This is a genomic window from Noviherbaspirillum phoenicis (genome assembly GCF_047237965.1).
Classification (GTDB): Bacteria; Pseudomonadota; Gammaproteobacteria; order Burkholderiales; family Burkholderiaceae_D; genus Noviherbaspirillum_A.
In genome coordinates this window covers 1,689,133-1,708,023 of sequence record NZ_JBDFLX010000001.1, presented here as the reverse complement: position 1 = coordinate 1,708,023, position 18,891 = coordinate 1,689,133, and the positions used below count along the sequence as shown (strand labels likewise).

Annotated in this window: 17 protein-coding genes; 16 read left to right on the top strand and 1 reads right to left on the bottom strand. The window is 65.0% G+C overall.

The features are described 5' to 3' along the window. Position 1: 1 nt before the first annotated feature. The 7 genes from ABC383_RS07735 to motD all read left to right on the top strand — a co-directional run bounded on the left by ABC383_RS07735 (position 2) and on the right by motD (position 6,737). On the top strand, positions 2–1,552 hold the full coding sequence (locus ABC383_RS07735; protein WP_413012862.1) for an acetolactate synthase large subunit: 1,551 nt from the start codon (positions 2–4) through the stop codon (positions 1,550–1,552). 120 nt (positions 1,553–1,672) lie between these two features. Further along, the gene (locus ABC383_RS07730; RefSeq protein WP_413012860.1) at positions 1,673–2,002 is read left to right on the top strand and encodes a hypothetical protein; all 330 of its coding nucleotides are present in this window, start codon (positions 1,673–1,675) and stop codon (positions 2,000–2,002) included. A 238-nt stretch (positions 2,003–2,240) separates the two neighbouring features. Beyond that, positions 2,241–3,668: a flagellar biosynthesis GTPase FlhF gene (flhF, locus tag ABC383_RS07725; protein ID WP_413012858.1), complete on the top strand. Its 1,428-nt coding sequence runs from the start codon at positions 2,241–2,243 to the stop codon at positions 3,666–3,668. Further along, positions 3,661–4,494 (top strand): MinD/ParA family ATP-binding protein, encoded by an 834-nt coding sequence (locus tag ABC383_RS07720; RefSeq protein ID WP_413012856.1) that lies wholly within the window; start codon positions 3,661–3,663, stop codon positions 4,492–4,494. The genes flhF and ABC383_RS07720 overlap by 8 nt, the downstream gene beginning before the upstream one ends. Before the next feature lie 5 nt (positions 4,495–4,499). Beyond that, complete coding sequence (locus ABC383_RS07715; protein ID WP_413012854.1) at positions 4,500–5,231, top strand: RNA polymerase sigma factor FliA; 732 nt, start codon at positions 4,500–4,502, stop codon at positions 5,229–5,231. Beyond that, positions 5,213–5,953 (top strand): flagellar motor protein, encoded by a 741-nt coding sequence (locus ABC383_RS07710; protein ID WP_413012852.1) that lies wholly within the window; start codon positions 5,213–5,215, stop codon positions 5,951–5,953. The genes ABC383_RS07715 and ABC383_RS07710 overlap by 19 nt, the downstream gene beginning before the upstream one ends. A gap of 7 nt (positions 5,954–5,960) precedes the next feature. Continuing rightward, a complete protein-coding gene (gene motD, locus ABC383_RS07705) occupies positions 5,961–6,737 on the top strand; it encodes a flagellar motor protein MotD (RefSeq protein WP_413012850.1) in 777 nt (258 codons plus the stop codon). A gap of 77 nt (positions 6,738–6,814) precedes the next feature. Here the strand turns inward: motD and ABC383_RS07700 are convergent, their stop codons facing one another. Further along, complete coding sequence (locus ABC383_RS07700; protein ID WP_413012848.1) at positions 6,815–8,062, bottom strand: hypothetical protein; 1,248 nt, start codon at positions 8,060–8,062, stop codon at positions 6,815–6,817. A 525-nt stretch (positions 8,063–8,587) separates the two neighbouring features. On the opposite strand from ABC383_RS07700, the gene aceA reads away from it, so the two are divergent. The 9 genes from aceA (at position 8,588) to nspC (ending at position 18,879) form a co-directional block, all read left to right on the top strand. Continuing rightward, positions 8,588–9,889 (top strand): isocitrate lyase, encoded by a 1,302-nt coding sequence (aceA, locus tag ABC383_RS07695; protein WP_413012846.1) that lies wholly within the window; start codon positions 8,588–8,590, stop codon positions 9,887–9,889. A 143-nt stretch (positions 9,890–10,032) separates the two neighbouring features. After that, positions 10,033–12,813 (top strand): bifunctional diguanylate cyclase/phosphodiesterase, encoded by a 2,781-nt coding sequence (locus ABC383_RS07690; RefSeq protein ID WP_413012844.1) that lies wholly within the window; start codon positions 10,033–10,035, stop codon positions 12,811–12,813. A gap of 64 nt (positions 12,814–12,877) precedes the next feature. Beyond that, on the top strand, positions 12,878–13,237 hold the full coding sequence (locus ABC383_RS07685) for a winged helix-turn-helix domain-containing protein (RefSeq protein ID WP_413012842.1): 360 nt from the start codon (positions 12,878–12,880) through the stop codon (positions 13,235–13,237). Between the two features lie 75 nt (positions 13,238–13,312). Next, entirely contained in the window at positions 13,313–14,065 is a 753-nt protein-coding gene (gene modA / locus ABC383_RS07680; protein WP_413012840.1) for a molybdate ABC transporter substrate-binding protein, read from the top strand. Beyond that, positions 14,065–14,781: a molybdate ABC transporter permease subunit gene (gene modB, locus ABC383_RS07675; protein ID WP_413012838.1), complete on the top strand. Its 717-nt coding sequence runs from the start codon at positions 14,065–14,067 to the stop codon at positions 14,779–14,781. Before modA ends, modB begins: the two co-directional genes overlap by 1 nt. A 61-nt stretch (positions 14,782–14,842) precedes the next feature. Next, positions 14,843–15,763, top strand: coding sequence for a 23S rRNA (adenine(2030)-N(6))-methyltransferase RlmJ (locus tag ABC383_RS07670; protein WP_413012836.1), 921 nt, complete (start codon positions 14,843–14,845; stop codon positions 15,761–15,763). A gap of 8 nt (positions 15,764–15,771) precedes the next feature. Next, a complete protein-coding gene (gene greB / locus ABC383_RS07665) occupies positions 15,772–16,332 on the top strand; it encodes a transcription elongation factor GreB (RefSeq protein WP_413012834.1) in 561 nt (186 codons plus the stop codon). A 95-nt stretch (positions 16,333–16,427) separates the two neighbouring features. After that, a complete protein-coding gene (locus tag ABC383_RS07660) occupies positions 16,428–17,693 on the top strand; it encodes a saccharopine dehydrogenase family protein (RefSeq protein ID WP_413012833.1) in 1,266 nt (421 codons plus the stop codon). Next, the gene (gene nspC, locus ABC383_RS07655; protein ID WP_413012832.1) at positions 17,680–18,879 is read left to right on the top strand and encodes a carboxynorspermidine decarboxylase; all 1,200 of its coding nucleotides are present in this window, start codon (positions 17,680–17,682) and stop codon (positions 18,877–18,879) included. The genes ABC383_RS07660 and nspC overlap by 14 nt, the downstream gene beginning before the upstream one ends. Positions 18,880–18,891: the final 12 nt, after the last annotated feature.

The window sequence follows — 18,891 nt, the reverse complement described above, 5'->3', positions numbered from 1 at the left end:
TATGAATGGCGCTGACGCACTTTGCGACACCCTGCTCGCTGCGGGGGTCGATACCTGCTTTGCCAATCCTGGCACTTCTGAAATGCATTTCGTCGCGGCGCTGGACCGCAAGCCGCAGATGCGCTGCGTGCTGGGCCTTTCCGAGGGCGTGGTCACCGGCGCGGCCGACGGCTATGCCCGCATGGCCGACAAGCCGGCGGCGACCCTGCTGCACCTCGGGCCGGGCCTGGCCAATGGCCTGGCCAACCTGCACAATGCCCGCCGCGCCAATTCGCCGGTGGTCAATATCGTCGGCGACCATGCCACCTATCACCTGCAGTATGACGCGCCGCTGACGACCGATATCGAGATGCTGGCGCGCCCGATGTCGCACTGGGTCAAGACCGTGCCCGACGCCGACCATGTCTCCGCCTTTGCCGCCGAGGCGGTGGCGCAGGCGCGCTCCGCGGCCGGCCGCATCGCCACCCTGATCCTGCCGGCCGACGCGGCCTGGAACACCACGGAGGCGCCATTGCAGCCGCTGCGCGAACTGCCGCCGCGGCGGCACGTCGTCCCGGAAAAAATGCGGGATGCGGTGCAGGCGATCCGCAGCGGCAAGCGCGTGGTGCTGATGCTCTCCGGCGCCGCGCTGCGCGAGCAGCCCATGCGCACCGCCGGCCGCATCGCCAGCGCCTGTGGCGTGCGCCTCATGGCCCAGCAGTCCAATGCGAGGCTGGAGCGCGGCGCCGGCCGCCTGGACATCGAGCGGGTGCCTTACCCGGTGGACCAGGCACTGGCGGCGCTGCAGGATGTGGACTACCTGATCCTGCTTGGCGCGGTGGAGCCGGTCGCCTTCTTTGCATACCCTGGCAAGCCAAGCCGGATTGCGCCGCCGCAGTGCACCGTGCTGGAACTGGCCGCCCCTGGCGACGACCTGGCGCATGCGCTGACCTGGCTGGCCGACGAGCTCGATGTGCCGTCCGGCCTGGTCCTGGACCTCCCGGCGGTGTCACGCCCGGCGTTGCCCACCGGCGCGCTGAACCCGGTGGCGATCGCCACCGCGCTGGCGGCGCTGATGCCGGAGCAGGCCATCCTCTGCGACGAATCGGTCAGTTCGGGCCGCAGCCTGTTCCAGCACACCCGCAACCTGCCGCCGCATGACTACCTGCAACTGACCGGCGGCGCCATCGGCCTGGGCCTGCCGATGGCGGCAGGCGCCGCCATTGCCTGTCCGGGCCGCAAGGTCATCAGCCTGGAAGCCGACGGCAGCGGCATGTACACCGTACAGGCGCTCTGGACCCAGGCACGCGAATCGCTCGACGTGGTGACCATCATCTATGCCAACCGGGCCTATGCGATCCTGCATGGCGAACTGAAGCAGGTCGGCGCGGGCGAGGCCGGCACCAATGCAAGCCGCATGCTGAACCTGGATCAGCCGGCGCTGGATTGGGTGAGGCTGGCGCAGGGGATGGGAGTGGAGGCGGTGCGGGTGGAGACGGCGGAGGGGTTTGCGGATGCGTTGCGGGCGGCGGTGGGGAGGAAGGGGCCGTTTTTGATCGAGGCGGTGATTTAAAGGGGGGCAGGGGCCGCTGCCGGCGCGGTTGCTTCTGCGGTTGCCGTTGCGGTTGCTTTTGAAGTGGCCGTAGCCGTTGCCGTTAGGGTCCCCGTCTGTGTACCGCCGTGTCGGCGGTGCATGGAGCGGGGCGCGGCTAAACTCGCCAAGCTGCGCTTGGCTCAGACAGACGCCGCACCTTTTCCCGCTCCGGGCACCGCTGACACGGCGGGCTTAACAGGACTTCACGGCAACGGCTACGGCCACTTCAAAAGCAACGTCAACGGTAACGGCCACTTCAAAAGCAACGGCAACGGCTACGGCCACTTCAAAAGCAACGTCAACGTCAACGTCAACGTCAACGGCAACGTCAACGGCAACGGCAATGGCAACGGCAAGGGCAACGGCAACGGCAAGGGCAACGGCAACGGCAAGGGCAATTGCGCCTCCGCCGACGAAAAAGGCCCATAAACCCCTCCTGTTCCCCGGATGCAACTTCTATGTGATCCCCAATAATCTGTCCTGTAAGAAACCCCTGCGCCGCACCGGCGCCGGATCACACCACAGGAGCGGCATTGGCTAAGAGCGACTTTCATGCAGACACTGGACCGACGGCATGCAGCGGCGTGTACGGGATCAGGTTGCCGTCGCTGGCCGGAATGCCGCCCGCCAAGAACATCAAAGTGACTGCCCTTGTGGGAGGCCAAGCATGAACGTCAAGAAATTCTCTGCCCAGACATCGCGTGAGGCACTGCGCATGGTCCGCGACGCCCTGGGCGCCGACGCGGTGATCCTGTCCAACCGCACGGTCAATGGCAGCGTTGAGGTGCTGGCCCTGGCCAGCGCCGACATGGCGTCCCTGGCCGAGCCGGCGGTGGAGAAGGAAGTGCTGCCGCAACCGCTGGTGGCAGCGCTGGCTGGCAAGCGCCTGCCGGCGGCAGCGCCGGCACCCGCACCCACGCCGGCGGCCGCTCCGGCACGGGCTGCAGCGCCCGCGCAGCCTCAGGTGCGCAATGGTTCGGCCGCCAGCGCCTTCGAGCGCCTGCGCCCGACTCCCGTAGCCGAGCCGGCGCCCGTGGCCGCTGCGCCCGCGCCCATCGAGCGCCAGAGCGCGCCGCAGCCGCGTCCAGCCGCCGTCACGGCTGCCGCTGCACCTGACAACAGCCAGGCCGAAATGCGCCAGATGATGGAAGAACTCCGCTCGATGCGCAGCATGATGGAAGCGCAGCTGGCCGAGATTTCCTGGGGCGCGCAGCATCGCCGCGAACCGATGAAGGCCACCGTGATGCGCGAAATGCTGGCCGCCGGCTTTTCCGCCAGCCTGGCGCGCTATCTCACCGAAAAGCTGCCCGAGCATGACGGCGTCGACGGCATGGCCTGGATCAAGGGCGTCCTGATGCGCAACCTGTCGGCCGCGCCCGATGAAAACGCCATCCTCGACAACGGCGGCGTGTTCGCGCTGGTTGGCCCCACTGGTGTCGGCAAGACCACCACCACCGCCAAGCTGGCGGCGCGCTGCGTGATGCGTCACGGCGCCGGCAAGCTGGCCCTGATCACCACCGACGGCTACCGTATCGGCGGCTTCGAGCAGCTGCGCATCTACGGCAAGATCCTCGGCGTGATGGTGCATTCGGTGAAGGATGAAGCCGACCTGCGCATCGCGTTGTCTGAACTCAAGAACAAGCACACGGTGCTGATCGACACCGCCGGCGCCAGCCAGCGCGACCAGATGGTGGCGGAGCAGGTGGCGATGCTGTCCGGCGCCGATACCCCGGTCAAGCGCATCCTGTGCATGTCGGCCACCTCCACCGGCGAGACGCTCAATGAAGTGGTGCGCGCCTACAAGGGCAACGGCCTGGCCGGCGCCATCATCACCAAGCTCGACGAGGCAGCCACCATCGGCAGCGTGCTGGACGTGATCATCCGCCAGAAGCTGCAGCTGCAATACATCGCCAATGGCCAGCGGGTGCCGGAAGACCTGCACCTGGCGCGGCCCAACTTCCTGATCGACCGGGCCTTCAAGATGAAGCGCGAGACCGCGCCGTTCCAGTACCAGGACGACGAGCTGCCGCTGGTGATCGGCAACACCGCCCGCATGATGAATGACCAGTCGCTGCGCGAGGTGGCAATTGGCTAGCATCCGCATCGACCAGGCCGAGGGCCTGCGCCGCATGGTCGCCAAGCCGGCGCCGCGGGTGCTGACCTTCCTGTCAGCCACGCCCGACCATGAAAAGAGCGCCACGCTGCTGAACCTGGGCGCCTCGCTGGCCCGCGCCGGCAGCGGCGTGCTGCTGCTCGACGCCTGCGCCACCGCGCGCGGCGTGGGCGCGGGGCTGGACCGCATGCACGGCGGCACGCTGCTGCAGGCGGCGCGCGCGGAGGCGCGCCTGGCGGACGTGGTGCTGCCAATGCCGCAGGGCTTTGGCATCGCCGTGATGGCGCGCGGCAGCACCAACGCCTTCGAGCGCGAACATCTGTCGGCGCTGTTTGCCCGACTGTCCCTGGACAACGACATCGTGCTGGTCGATGCCGAACTCGACGCCGCCAACGCGCTGCCGCTGGAGGCCATGGGAGAGGGCGACATCGTGGTGCAGGTCGAAGACAGCCCGGAATCGATCACCGCCGCCTATGCGCTGATCAAGCGGGTGTCGGAGCGGTATGGCCGCCGCCCTGTCAGCGTGCTGGTGACCGGTGCCGGCATCGTGCGCGCCGGCATGATCTACAGGAACATCGCAGCCGCCGCCCGACGTTACCTGGCGCTGGAGCTGCAATCCATCGGGTCGGTTCCGCACGACGAGCACCTGGTGCGGGCCACCCGTTTGGGCCGCACTGTAATCGACGCATTTCCACTGGCGGGCGCCTCCGTGGCGTTCCGCGACCTGGCTGGCCGCTTTTCCCGCTGCGCGATGCAGGCGGGCGGCCGGCGCAGCGCGCTGCCCTGCGGCGCCACCATCGGGGCTTGAAGCACATGTACACCGTACAAGGAAAATCCGACCGCAACCACCTGCTGACGCAGCATGCGCCGCTGGTGAAGAAGCTGGCGCACCTGATGCGCGCCAAGCTGCCGCCCAGCGTCGAGGTCGACGACCTGATCCAGGCCGGCATGATCGGCCTGCTGGACGCGATCAGCCGCTATGAGGAAACCCACGGCGCGCAGTTCGAGACCTATGCGGTGCAGCGCATCCGCGGCGCCATGCTGGATGAATTGCGCAGCAGCGACTGGATGCCGCGCAACATGCGCCAGAACATGCGCAAGATCGAGGTCGCGATGACCGAGATGCAGCAGAAGCTCGGCCGAGCGCCGACCGAAAGCGAAGTGGCGGCGCGGCTCAAGATGTCGCTGGCGGAATACCAGGACATGCTGGCCGACGCCGGCGGCCACCAGCTGGTCTATTACGAGGACTTCCAGGACGGCGAGGCCGGCGAGCACTTCCTGGACCGCTATTGCACCGACAGCTCGGCCGATCCGCTGCAGGCGCTGATGAACACGGGCTTTCGCAGCGCCGTCATCGAGGCCATCGAGGCCTTGCCCGAGCGCGAGAAGATCCTGATGGGCCTGTACTACGAGCAGGAGATGAACCTCAAGGAAATCGGCGCCATCATGGGCGTGTCCGAATCGCGGGTCTGCCAGCTCCATAGCCAGGCCGTAGCGCGCATGCGCGCCAGACTCCGGGAGCAGGCATGGACTGGGGTAGCCTAGCCGGTCTGCTGCTGGCCGTGGGCGGGATCGCCGCCGGCCAGATGCTCGAAGGCGGCCAGGCCCGCTCGCTGGTGCAGCCGGCGGCCTTCCTGATCGTGGTGGTCGGCACGCTGGGCGCGGTGCTGATGCAGTCCGGCCTGCGCAACTTCATCGCCGCCCTGCGCATGGCGCGCCATGCTTTCCTGCCGCCGGGCGACGACCATGCCCGGCTGTCGCGTTCTTTCGTCTTCTGGAGCAACAGCGCGCGCCGGGAAGGCCTGCTGAGCCTGGAGCGCCATTGCGAGCGCGAGACCGATCCCTTCATCAGGAAGGGCTTGCGCATGATCGTCGACGGCACCGACGGCGACCGTCTGCGGCTGGTGCTGGAGCAGGACATCAACATCTACGAGCGGCGCGAGCGCGCCGTGGTCAAGGTCTGGGAGTCGGCCGGCGGCTATGCGCCCACGGTGGGCATCCTGGGTGCGGTGCTGGGCCTGATCCAGGTGATGGAAAACCTGGGCGACCCGGGCAAGCTCGGCGCCGGCATCGCGGTTGCCTTCGTCGCCACGGTGTATGGCGTGGGCCTGGCCAACCTGCTGTTTTTACCGATCGCCGGCAAGCTCAAGGCGCAGGTGCAGAATGAAGTGGGGCGGCGCGAAATGCTGGTGGAAGTGATGGCGGGCCTGGCCGCCGGCGAGAACCCGCGGCTGATCGAGGACCGCATGGCGGCCTGGGCCGCCTGAACCGCTCATGGCGCGCAAACGCTACGAGGAAGAGCCGGAAAGCCAGGAGCGCTGGCTGGTGTCCTATGCCGACTTCATCACGCTGCTGTTCGCCTTCTTCGTGGTGATGTATGCGGTGTCCTCCGTCAACGACGGCAAGGTGAAGGTGGCATCCAATGCCCTGACCACCGCCTTCGGCCGCCTGCCGTCCGCCGCGCCGCCGGTGCATGACAGGCTGGCTCCCGAACTGCCGCTGCTGCCGCGCCAGTCCATCTACCGCAGCCGCCTGAACGACAATGCGATCCGGCGCGAGAAGGAGCAGCTGACCACGATCGCGCGCGACCTGCTGACCGCGCTGGCGCCCCTGGCCAGCCAGGGCAAGGTGAAAGTGACCCAGGGCGCGCGCGGCATCACGGTGGAGATCAATGCCAGCGTGCTGTTCGCGCCGGGCGACGCGAAACTGTCCGCGCCATCGACCGAAGCGCTGGCCGCGGTGGCGCAGGTGCTGAAGGACGACCTGCATGCGATCCAGGTGGAAGGCCACACCGACAATGTGCCGATCCGCACTGCGCTCTATCCCTCGAACTGGGAACTGTCCTCGGTGCGCGCCTCCAGCGTGGTGCGGCTGTTCATCGACAACGGCGTGGCGCCGGTCCGCCTCACAGCGATTGGCCACGGCGCGAACCGTCCGGTGGAGTCCAACGACACGCCGGAAGGCCGGCTGCGCAACCGGCGGGTGCAGCTGATGATCATGTCGAATCTGCCGGATGTGCAGCGGGAAGTGGAGATTGGGTCGGGGCGGTGACTACTGGCGCTCCATCACTGCTTGCATGGTGGAGCGGGAACAGTGTCCCGGTCCTTGTTTGAACCAAGGTAATCGGATCACTTTACGATTGTGTAATTGTCGTTGTCGTTGTCGTTGTCGTTGTCGTTGTCGTTGCCGCCAGGGGTTTCAAAAATGATGTCCAATCTCTCATCTCGCAGGTCTCCTTTGGAATTGACGCTGCTTGCATTACTGGTCTCAGGGGATGCAGCGAGATAAGAGGTCTGATTCGGAACTCTCACGTCTTCCATCCCTAACTTGTTTGCCATAAGCACCGGCCATCCCTGGTCGTGAGATTTCTTGTGCATCGAAGGCAGGAAATCATCGACCCGGTAGAGCGGGACCAGCATGACGGATGGTTTGTCAGTTGCTGGCTGTTCGGCCAGCCATTGGTGCGCGGCATCATATGCCGCACGCCAGTGTTCATCGCCGTCGTCTGCTACTTCAAGCACTATCGTGCGCTTGTTTTTAGCGTATGTATCCAGCATGCCTTTGTAGTATTCCTGCGGGCTGCGCTTGTTTCTAGACTGCTTCTTTTTTTTGCAAGTCCATGTCCCTGGTGGACTGCAGTTCTCACCAGGAGTCAGCAATTTATCTGCCAGGATGTGAGTTGTTCTTGTCAGGATGCGTACATCGGCCATCACTTTGAATGGCGCGATCCTGGCGATGGACAAGCCTTTGGGGACCGTAGTCATGCCGTGGTATGCCCTACGCATTTCCTGGCTAAAGATATTCCCTTTTTCTTTCTTATCCAGGGCATGCCTGGGCTTGCTGCCGTAAAAGGAAGCAGGGTCGATACGGTCGGTGTAGACGCGACAATCCAATCGATCGAGTATTGCCGTCCTTTCCGTGTTCAGTAAGGTAGCGGTCCGCGTTTCCCCCGGGTTTGGCGTCAGCGTAGTCGTTGTTTCCTGCGCATCCAGATAGGGGCAGATATACATCTGAATTGCGGCGCGAACCTTGTCGCATCGTGCTTCCTGCTCGGCAGGAAAGAGAAACAGCGTTTCGTAGAAATACTGACCCCAGGTTCGTGGACGCAAATACAGAACCCTTTGGCCGTCGACTTCGTCTTTCCATAATCTCAGAGGGCCTTGTCCAACCCTGATCAGGCTGTTGAGCCTTTTCCACTTCGTTGCGTCATCTAATGTGCGAAAGGCTATCAGGTTGATTTCTTTTATCTTTACTTCACGCTTGATATCTGGTTCCTGCAAGCCTACCTTGGCCTTGTTGATTTTACCTGGTGATTCGGAGCCAAGTCTTTGCTGTCTTGCTGTTGTGCCCGATGTGCTTGGAGATTTGTCCGCCATAGGTTTGGATTCGATGATGAGTGGGAATTGGGCGCAGTGCAGTATCGAGCCTGCGATTTGCAGCCTATGTATCCGATGGACTTCAGATCGTTCTCGAGGGTAAGACAAAAACCCGAACGCCTGCGCGGCGATGCGCCTTGTGCGAAGCGCTGTAATCAAGCCACGCAATGCTGCACCGGTCCAGCATTCCTGTTCATGCTAATAACCCAGTCTGTAACTGGGTTGCTCCTGCCAGAGGTTGCTCTTGAAACAATGCACATTTCATGAGCCGGAAATCAGTTCCCACATTATGAAAAATGTCCTGTGCATAGCACCAGATTTCGATTTCATACACAGGAATTTAATTTCGCATCGCAAAATAGCAAAATTAAGATGATGATTTAAAAGGATAAATTTTATGTCATATGTCTTATATAAGACCTTGTTGCCCTGCAAAATAAAGCCTACTATTTATCCCATGCCGGAACGTTTTCAAGCGCTTCCGGACCGACCCGAATCACTTACATCAACACAGGAGAAATCACCATGGCAACCCGTCAAGAGCAGATCCAGGCACTGGAAAAAGATTGGGCAGAGAATGCGCGCTGGGAAGGCGTGAAGCGTCCTTACACCGCTGAAGACGTGGTTCGCCTGCGTGGTTCGATGCAGATCGAGCACACCATCGCCAAGCACGGTGCGGAAAAACTGTGGAACCTGCTCAAGACCGAACCGTTCGTCAACACCCTGGGCGCGCTGACCGGCAACCAGGCGATGCAGCAGGTGAAAGCCGGCCTGAAGGCGATCTACCTGTCCGGCTGGCAAGTCGCCGGCGACGCCAACCTGGCCGGTGAAATGTATCCCGACCAGTCGCTGTACCCGGTCAACTCGGTGCCGATGGTGGTCAAGCGCATCAACAACACCTTCCAGCGCGCCGACCAGATCCAGTGGTCCGAAGGCAAGGATGACATCGACTTCTTCGCGCCCATCGTGGCCGACGCAGAAGCCGGCTTCGGCGGCGTGCTCAACGCCTTCGAACTGATGAAGTCCATGATCGAAGCCGGCGCCGCAGGCGTGCACTTCGAAGACCAGCTGGCATCGGTGAAGAAGTGCGGCCACATGGGCGGCAAGGTGCTGGTGCCAACCCGCGAAGCTTGCGAGAAGCTGGCGGCAGCCCGCCTGGCGGCCGACGTGTCCGGCACCCCGACACTGGTGATCGCCCGTACCGACGCCGAAGCAGCCGACCTGCTGACCTCCGACGTGGACGATATCGACAAGCCGTTCTGCACCGGCGAGCGCACCGTGGAAGGCTTCTACCGCGTGCGTCCCGGCATCGAGCAGGCGATTTCCCGCGCACTGGCTTATTCCGAGTATGCCGACCTGGTGTGGTGTGAAACCGGCAAGCCGGACCTGGCCTTCGCCAAGCAGTTCGCCGAAGCCGTGCATGCGAAGTTCCCGAACAAGATGCTGGCCTATAACTGCTCGCCGTCGTTCAACTGGAAGAAGAACCTGGACGACGCCACCATCGCCAAGTTCCAGCGTGAACTCGGCGCCATGGGCTACAAGTTCCAGTTCATCACGCTGGCCGGCTTCCATTCGCTGAACTACTCGATGTTCAACCTGGCCTACGGCTATGCCCGCAACAACATGAGCGCCTTCGTGGAACTGCAGGAAGCCGAATTCGCCGCCGCCGAGCGTGGCTTTACCGCCGTGAAGCATCAGCGCGAAGTCGGCACCGGCTACTTCGACGCCGTCACCCAGACCATCCAGCAAGGCCAGTCGTCCACGACCGCGCTGCATGGCTCGACCGAAGATGAGCAGTTCTTCGATGCGAACAAGAAGGTGGCCTGATCCGGCCTGAAACGTTCGTAATCGCATGACCACAAAAGGCCGCTGAATGCGGCCTTTTGTGTTTCCTTAGGACAATTTCACTGCAGCGCGTGTTACCATCTGGAACTTATGCGGACGGGAAAGCAACTTCGCCTGCATGAAACTTGCGCGACTGTTTCTGCGATCCGGGCTTCTGGCCAGCGAACCTGCGCGTTGCCGGCTTTACCCGCGTGGCGTCTGCCCGCGGCAGCCTGATCATCCATCGCAAGCGTCCAGGCATGCAAAAACTGCAGTTCTTGAAAGGCAATCTTCTCTCGGTGCTGATATGGCCAGCACTGTGTCTGCTGCTGGGCGGCCTCCTGTGGGGGGCGACGCTGGTCAGGCTCCATACCGACCGCCAGGTGGCGCAGGACAATGCCTTGAAGAGCGTGGCGTCCCTGTCCGGCGCCTATGCGCAGTACCTCACCCGCACCATCGAGCAGATGGACCAGATCGCGATGCAGGTGCAGTACGACTGGAACCATACCGGCGGCGCGCTCGACCTGAAGGACTTCCGCCGGCAGGGCTTGCTGATCGCGCCGCAGCTCATCACCGTCACCATCCTGGACAAGGACGGCATGCCGGTCACTTCCACGGTGAACCTGAATGCCCGGCCGTCGGGCGCCTCGCGCGAATACTTCATTTACCACCGCAACAACGATTCCCTCGCCGCCCGCGTGGGCATGCCCCTGATCTGGCCGGCGACGGGCACGGCCATCCTGCCCTTCACGCGCCGGCTCAATGCGGCGGACGGCAGCTTCGCCGGCGTGGTGGCGGTATCGATCGGCTCCGGCTATTTTTCCGAGTTCTATGACGATGTCAGCCTGGGCAACGATGGCCTGCTGGCCATGGTCGACCTCGAAGGCGCGGTGCGCACCGCGCGCCTGGGCGACACGATCCATACGTCGGCTTCGCCGGTTCTGCATCACAGCACCACCTTCAGCAGCACCGAGGGCGCAATGCGCATGGAAGGCCGGCCTGCCTTCGCCGACGGCCAGGCACGCTACGTCGGCTGGCGCAAGCTGCAGGGTTATCCCTTCATGGCGATGGTCGGCATTTCGGAAAACGAAGCGTTGACGGGATACCATGCCACGCGCGCGGCGTATCGCGACTATGCCTTGGGCGGCAGCGTCGCGCTGCTGTTCTTCGGGCTGGTGGCCAGCATCATGGCGGCCCGCCTGGCCTGGCGCAAGCAGCAGATGGAATCGGTGCGCGCCACCTACCGGGTCGCCACGGAGGGCGCCAATGAAGGTTTCTACATGCTGCGCCCGATGCGTTCGGGAGAGCGCGTCACCGACTTCGAAGTGGTGGACTGCAATGAGCACGGCGCTTCCTTCTACGGCATGACGCGCGGGCAGTTGCTGGGGCAGCGTTTTTCCACGCTGAATCCGCCGGCGACGCTGGCCGCCGTGCTGTCGACCTATGTCGAGGCGCTGTCGTCGGGCTTTTACGAGGACGAGGCGGAGATCATGCCGGGCGGTTCGCTGCAGCTGGCCTGGGCGCACCGGCGCCTGGTGCGCTCCGGCTCGGACCTGGCAGTGACGCTGCGCGACATCAGCGACAGCAAGCTGCACGAGCAGCAGTTGATCCGCATGGCCAGGGAAGACGCGCTGACCGGCTTGCCCAACCGGCAATGGCTCAATGAGGAGCTGGCCGGCGCGCTGGAGAGGGCGCGGCGGCAGGGCGGCATGCTGGCGCTGCTGTTCATCGACCTCGACCGCTTCAAGCATGTCAACGATACCGCCGGCCATCAGGTCGGCAACGACCTGCTCAAGGCGGTCGCGCGCCGCATGCAGTCGGTGATGCGGCCCGGCGACCAGGCGGTGCGGCTGGGCGGCGACGAGTTCACGGTGGTGATGGAGCGCCTGACCTCGGAGCAGGACGCCAACCATGCCGCAGAGCGCATCTGCGCGGTGCTGTCGGAGCCGTTCGGGCTGGCCGGTTCCCAGTACAGCATCGGCGCTTCGGTCGGCATCAGCATCTTTCCGCGCGACGGCGATGGCCTGGATGCGGAAAAGATGCTCAACAATGCCGACATCGCCATGTACGCGGCCAAGGCGCAGGGCAGGGGCGGCCACCATGTGTTCGAACCGCAGCTCTATGACCGCTTGCGGCAGCGCATCGATATCGAGCAGGCCCTGGGCAGCGCCATCGCCAACGATGAGTTCGAGCTGTATTTCCAGCCGCGCGTTCGCACCAGGGACGGCGTGCTGGTGGGACTGGAGGCGCTGTTGCGCTGGAATCATCCGGAGCGCGGCCTGCTGTCGCCGGGCGACTTCATTCCGTTAATCGACAGCGCCGGCCTGCTGCAGGCGCTGGGCGACATGGTGATCAACAAGGCCGCCCAGCAGATCGCCCAATGGCAGCGGCGCGGTCTGCCGCTGGCGCCGGTGGCGGTCAATGTGTCGGCGCGCCAGTTCAACCAGGGCGACGTCGTGCAGCAGCTGGCGGCCGCGATCAAGACCCACGAGATCAGCGCCTGCTGGCTGGAAATCGAGATCACCGACGTGGCCGCGCTGGCTGACAGCGCCAGCGTGAACGCCCAGCTGCAGGCGCTGGGGGCCATGGGCGTGCGCCTGCATATCGACGATTTCGGCGTCGGTCCGTCCTCGCTGGCCCAGCTGCAGCAATTGCCGGTGCAGGTGCTGAAGATCCATCCGCGCTTCACGTCGCGCCTGGGCACCGACCCGGCCGGGGCGGCTTTCGTCAATGCGATGATCACGATGGCGCATGCTTTGAAGTTGGTGGTAGTGGCCGAAGGCGTGGAGTCGCCATCGCAGCGCACGCTGCTGCAGCAACTCCACTGCGACGAAATGCAGGGTTACCTGATCGCGCCGGCGCTGCCGGCCAGCCAGGTGGCGGCGCTGCTGCGCGCGCCGCGCGTGGTCGACGAAGCGCTGGCATAGCCGCCGTCCCGCAGCGTGCCCGGACCTGCCGGATAGGGCCGATGCGGCTTGCTACAATCGGCGCATGACCATTTCCCACTCCCTGCAGCTGCGGCTGCTGCTTGACGGCGTGATCGCGCTGGGCCCCGGCAAGGCGGCCCTGCTGCGTGGCATCGAGGAAAGCGGCTCGATCTCGGCCGCTGCCCGCACCATGAACATGTCCTACCGGCGCGCCTGGCTGCTGGTGGAAGACGTCAACCGCTGTTTCCGTTCGCCGCTGGTGGAAACCAGCACCGGCGGCGCCCGCGGCGGCGGCGCCCGCCTGACCAACCACGGCCGCGCGGTGCTGGCCCGCTACACCGCGATGGAGCAGGCCGCGCGCGCGGCCGTGGAGGCCGACATGGCCTATCTGTCATCGCTGCTGGCGCCCGGCCTGCAGCGATAACGCCTTTCCATGCTGATGCGCAAGACAAGCGCTGCGGTTTTCGTTATATTCCTCCGGATATTACGAAAGCCCTCCATGTTCTCTTCATTCATCCGCTGCTGCCTGCCGTTGCTGGCCGCGCTGCTTGCGCCGGCCGCCGTGGCGCAGCAGGCGCCGTTGCGCGTCGCCGCCGCGGCCGACCTGGCCACCTGCATCGACCGGCTCAATGCGGCGTCCGGCACCGGCGCCAGCGCCACCATAGGCGCCTCCGGCAGCTTCTACGCGCAGATCAGCCATGGCGCGCCCTATGACGTGTTCCTGTCCGCCGACACCGCCTATCCGCGCGCGCTGGCCAATGCCGGCCTGGCCGATCCGGCCTCGCTGTTCGTGTATGCCCACGGCCGGCTGGCCCTGTGGGCCGCGGCGCCCGGCGTGCAGGTCGAGAACGGCCTGCGCGTGCTGACCGATCCGGCGATCCGCCGCATCGCCATCGCCAACCCCGAGGTGGCGCCCTATGGCAAGGCCGCCAGGGCGGCGCTGCAGCGGGCCGGCCTTTGGGAGCAGGTCAGGGACAAGCTGGTATTCGGCGAAAACATCGCGCAGACCATGCAGTTCGTCGAAAGCGGCAATGCGCAGGTCGGTCTGGTCAGCAGCGCGCATCTGGCAGGCAGGCGGGCGGGCTGGCTGCTGCCTGCCGATGCCTACCCGCCGATCGAGCAGGGCGCGATCCTGACCCGGCACGGCAGCGCCAATCCGCAGGCGGTGGCCTACCTGCGCTTCCTGCGCTCGGACAAGGGCCGCGGGCTGCTGGCCGATTGCGGCTTCACCTTGCCGCCGGGCCGGGAGTGATGCTGACGCCGCCCTGGGCGCTTCCGGCCGAGCTGTGGATGTCGCTGGCGCTGACGCTCAGGCTGGCGCTGGTGTCGACCGCCTTGCTGATGCTGATGGCGCTGCCGCTGGGCGCCTGGCTGGCGTCGGCCCGCAGTCGCCTTGCGCTGGGCATCGAAATCCTGATCGCGATGCCGCTGGTGCTGCCGCCCACCGTGATCGGCTTTTACCTGCTGGTGCTGCTGTCGCCGCGCCATGCGTTCGGCCACTGGTGGCAGGACGTGTTTGGCCAGCCGCTGCCGTTTTCCTTTGCCGGGCTGGTGATCGGCTCCTGCGTCTACAGCCTGCCGTTCGCGGTGCAGCCGGTGGTGGCGGCGTTTCGCATGCAGCGGCCCGAAGTGCTGCAGGCCGCCTACAGCCTGGGCATGACGCGGCGCCAGGCTTTCCTGCACATCGCGCTGCCGCTGGCGCGCTCGGGCGTGATGGCCGGCAGCCTGCTGGCCTTCGCCCATACCATCGGGGAATTCGGCGTGGTGCTGATGCTGGGCGGGAATATCCCCGGCGTGACCCGGGTGGCATCGATCGCGCTGTACGACCAGGCGCAGATGCTCAACTATGCCCATGCCCATGGCTTTGCGCTGCTGCTGCTGGCCATGTCCTTCCTGCTGCTGCTGTGCACGACGCTGGCCCAGAAGCGCCAGGAGCGGCGCCGGCTGGCGCCCATGACGCTTAAATAGGGATACCGGGGGCCGCTTGTTAAAATGGCCGCCACTACTTCATTTCACGCCAGGCTTTCCTATGCTTAGTTACCGCCACGCCTTCCACGCGGGCAATCATGCCGACGTGCTGAAGCACTTCGTCACCATTCAATTGCTGAAGTACCTGGGGCAGAAGGATGCGCCCTATATGTACATCGACACCCATGCCGGCGCTGGCCTGTATGCGCTCGACAGCGGCGAAGCCACCAAGAACGCCGAGTTCGATACCGGCATCACCCGGCTCTGGAACCGCAAGGACCTGCCGCCGCCACTGGCCGAGTATGTCGACCTGATCCGCGCGATGAACCCCAGCGGCAAGCTGCGCTTCTATCCCGGCTCGCCGTACTGCGCCGAGAAGGTGATGCGCGAGCAGGACAGGCTGCGACTGTTCGAACTGCATCCGCGCGACGTGAAGATGCTGGCCGAAAACTTCCGCAAGCTCGAAGCCCATGAGGCCGCGCAGGGCAGGCCGGCGGCGGCGCGCGGCAAGCGGGTGATGATTTCCCATGCGGACGGCTTTGCGGGCCTGAAGGCGCTGCTGCCGCCGCCGTCGCGGCGCGCCCTGGTGCTGATCGACCCGCCGTACGAGGTCAAGGACGACTACCGGCGCGTCAAGCAGACGCTGGAAGACGCGGTGGGCCGCTTCGCCACCGGCATCTACGCGGTCTGGTACCCGGCGCTGCAGCGCATGGAATCGCGCCAGATGCCCGAGAAGCTGAAACGCATCCCGGCCAACGGCTGGCTCAACGTCACCCTGTCGATCAGCGCGCCGGTGCCGGATGGCTTTGGCCTGGCCAGCAGCGGCATGTTCATCCTGAATCCGCCGTGGACGCTGGAGCCGATGCTGCGCGAAGTCATGCCCTGGCTGGTCAAGGCGCTCGGCAGCGACGCGGGCGCGAGCTTCGTGCTGGAGTCGGGCCAGACGCTGCCGGTCAATACCGGCACCCGGCGCACCGGATAGGGGGCGCGATGAACAAGGCTTTCGTGAAGGAATCCGAGGATGACGACGAAGACCTGGCCGGCGCGCTGCCGCAGATTCCGGCGGGCGCGAAGAACTACATCACGCCGGCGGGCTACCAGCGCATCCGCGACGAGCTGCTGCACCTGATCGATGTCGAGCGGCCGGAGGTGGTGAAGATAGTGCACTGGGCCGCCTCCAATGGCGACCGCTCGGAGAATGGCGACTACATCTACGGCAAGCGGCGCCTGCGCGAGATCGACCGCCGCATCCGCTTCCTGACCAAGCGCATGGACGCCGCCGAAGTGGTCGACCCAACCGTGCATCACGGCAGCGACCAGGTGTATTTCGGCGCCACCGTCACCTATTGCAACGCTGCCGGGGAAGAGCACACGGTCACCATCGTCGGCATCGACGAGCTTGATCCGCTGCATGGAAAGATCAGCTGGGTGTCGCCGGTGGCGCGGGCGCTGACCAAGGCGCATGTCGGCGACACCGTCACCCTGCAGACGCCGGCTGGCCTGGATGAGCTGGAAGTGCTGGAAGTGTCGTACCCGGGGCCGTCGGCATAGCGCCTGTCAGGGAGATTTTCGCAGTCGGCTTGCAATGACTTGGCGATTCCCGTCACCCACGTGCCACGCAAAAAACAGCACGGGGAGAAGCGGGGATGGCAATCTTGCAGATAGGCGCCGGTGGCGTCGGCTGGGTGATCGCGCACAAGTGCGCCCAGCATAACGATGTCTTCGGCGATATCGTGATCGCCTCCCGCGGCCAGGAACGGCTGCTGCGCCTGGCCGACAGCATTGCCCGCAAGCGCAGCATGAAGGATCCGTTCCGCAAGCTCGACACCCGGCTGATCGATGTGCACGATGTCGACGCGCTGGTCGGCCTGATCAACGAGGTGCGCCCCGAACTGGTGATCAATGCCGGCCCGCCCTGGACCAATGTCGACGTGATGGAGGCCTGCGTCAGAACCGGCAGCCATTACCTCGACACCTCGGTCGCCACCGACCTGTGCAGCCCCGGCCAGCAGGTGCCACAAGCCTATGACCCGCAATGGGCCTTCCGCCAGCGCTTCCTGGACGCCGGCATCACCGGCATCCTCAGCGTCGGCTTCGATCCGGGCGTGGTAAGCATCTTCGCGGCCCATGCGGCCAGGAAGCTGTTCGACCGGATCGACGCCATCGACGTGCTCGATGTGAATGCCGGCAGCCATGGCCGCAAGTTCGCCACCAATTTCGATCCCGAAACCAATCTGCTGGAAATCCAGGGCAATTCCTTCTACTGGGAAGAAGGGCGCTGGCACGAGGTCGGCTGCCACCAGCGCATGATCGAGTTCGACTTTCCCGAGCTTGGGCGCATGAAGCTGTACTCGATGGCGCATGATGAAGTGCGTTCGCTGGTGGAATACCTGCCTGCGCGCCGCATCGAGTTCTGGATGGGATTCAGCGACCGGTACCTGCGCTACTTCAATGTGCTGCGCGATGTCGGCATGCTGTCGCCAAAGCCGGTCAGGGTGAGCGACGCCGTCACGGTGTCGCCGCTGAAGGTGCTCAAGGCGCTGTTGCCCGATCCGACCAGTCTTGCCCCGCACTACAGCGGCAAGACCTGCATCGGCACCTTGGTGTCGGGCGTACGGCATGGCCGCGCCCGTCGGGTGTTTCTCTACAATCTCTGCGACCACCAGCATGCCTACCGGGACGTCGAGGCGCAGGCCATTTCCTACACCACCGGCGTGCCGGCAGTCACCGCCGCGCTGCTGTTCTTCGAGGGCGCCTGGCGGCGGCCGGGCGTCTGGAATCCCGAACAGCTCGATCCCGCGCCCTTTCTCGCGAAGATGCCCGAACTGGGACTGAACTGGGCCGAACTCGAGGTGCCGGAGGCGGCGATGACGAAGCCGCTGATGCTGGGCGACAGCGATGACGGACGATGAACTGCCGACGCCCTGTTTCCTGATTTCCGAAAGCGCTCTGCTGGCCAACCTGGCCTGCATGGAGCGCCTGCGCAGGGAAGCCGGCGTCAGGATGCTGCTGGCCCTGAAATGCTTTTCCTGCTGGGGCGCGTTTCCGGTGCTGGCGCCCTATCTGGACGGCACCACCAGCAGCGGCCCCTACGAGGCGCGCCTGGGCCGCGAGACGCTGGGCAAGGAAACCCACGCCTACAGCGTGGACTACGCCGACCGGGACATTCCGTGGATCAATGCATGCGCCGACAAGGCGATTTTCAATTCGCTGGGACAACTGGCGCGCTACCGCGCCATGTTGAAGCCCGCCATCTCGGTCGGCCTGCGCATCAATCCCGGCGTCAGCTACGCGCGCCAGGATCTGGCGGATCCGGCGCGGCGCCATTCCCGCCTGGGCGTGCCGTGGGAGCAGCTGCGGCAGGACGCGCCCGACGCCGACCTGCGCCGGCTGGGCGTGGACGGCGCGATGCTGCACATGAATTGCGAAAACGCTGATATCCACGCCTATGCGGACATGCTCGACCTGGTGTCTCGCCGGCTCGGGCATGTGCTGGATCGACTTTCCTGGCTCAGCCTGGGCGGCGGCGTCGCATTCACCGCGCCGGGCTATCCGGTCGACAGCCTGGCGCGGCTGCTGCGCGAATTCGGGCGCAGGCACCGGCTCGTGCTGTACATGGAACCTGGCGAGGCGGTGGTCACGCGCAGCACCGACCTGATCGTCACCGTGCTCGACATCGTGCGCAACGGCATGGACATCGCGGTGGTCGACAGCGCCACCGAAGCGCATCGGCTCGACACCCTGGTCTACCGCGAACCGGCGACCATCCGGCAAGCCAGCGCCGGCGGCGCCCATGCCTACCAGATCGCCGCCAGTTCCTGCCTGGCCGGCGACGTGTTCTGCACGGCCCGCTTCGACGCCCCGCTGCAGGTGGGCCAGCGCCTGCATGTGCAGGACAGCGGCGGCTACACCATGGTCAAGCTCAACTGGTTCAACGGCCTGCGCATGCCGGCAGTGTATTTCCGCCATCGCGACGGCCGGCTCACGCTGCTCAATCGTTTCGGCTACGCCGACTTCAAGCGCGCCATGTCCCTGCATGCCATTGCCTGCGATGGGCAGGCAGAGGCGCAACTGCAACTGGAACTCCCCATCGAATGACCCACGCGAGGC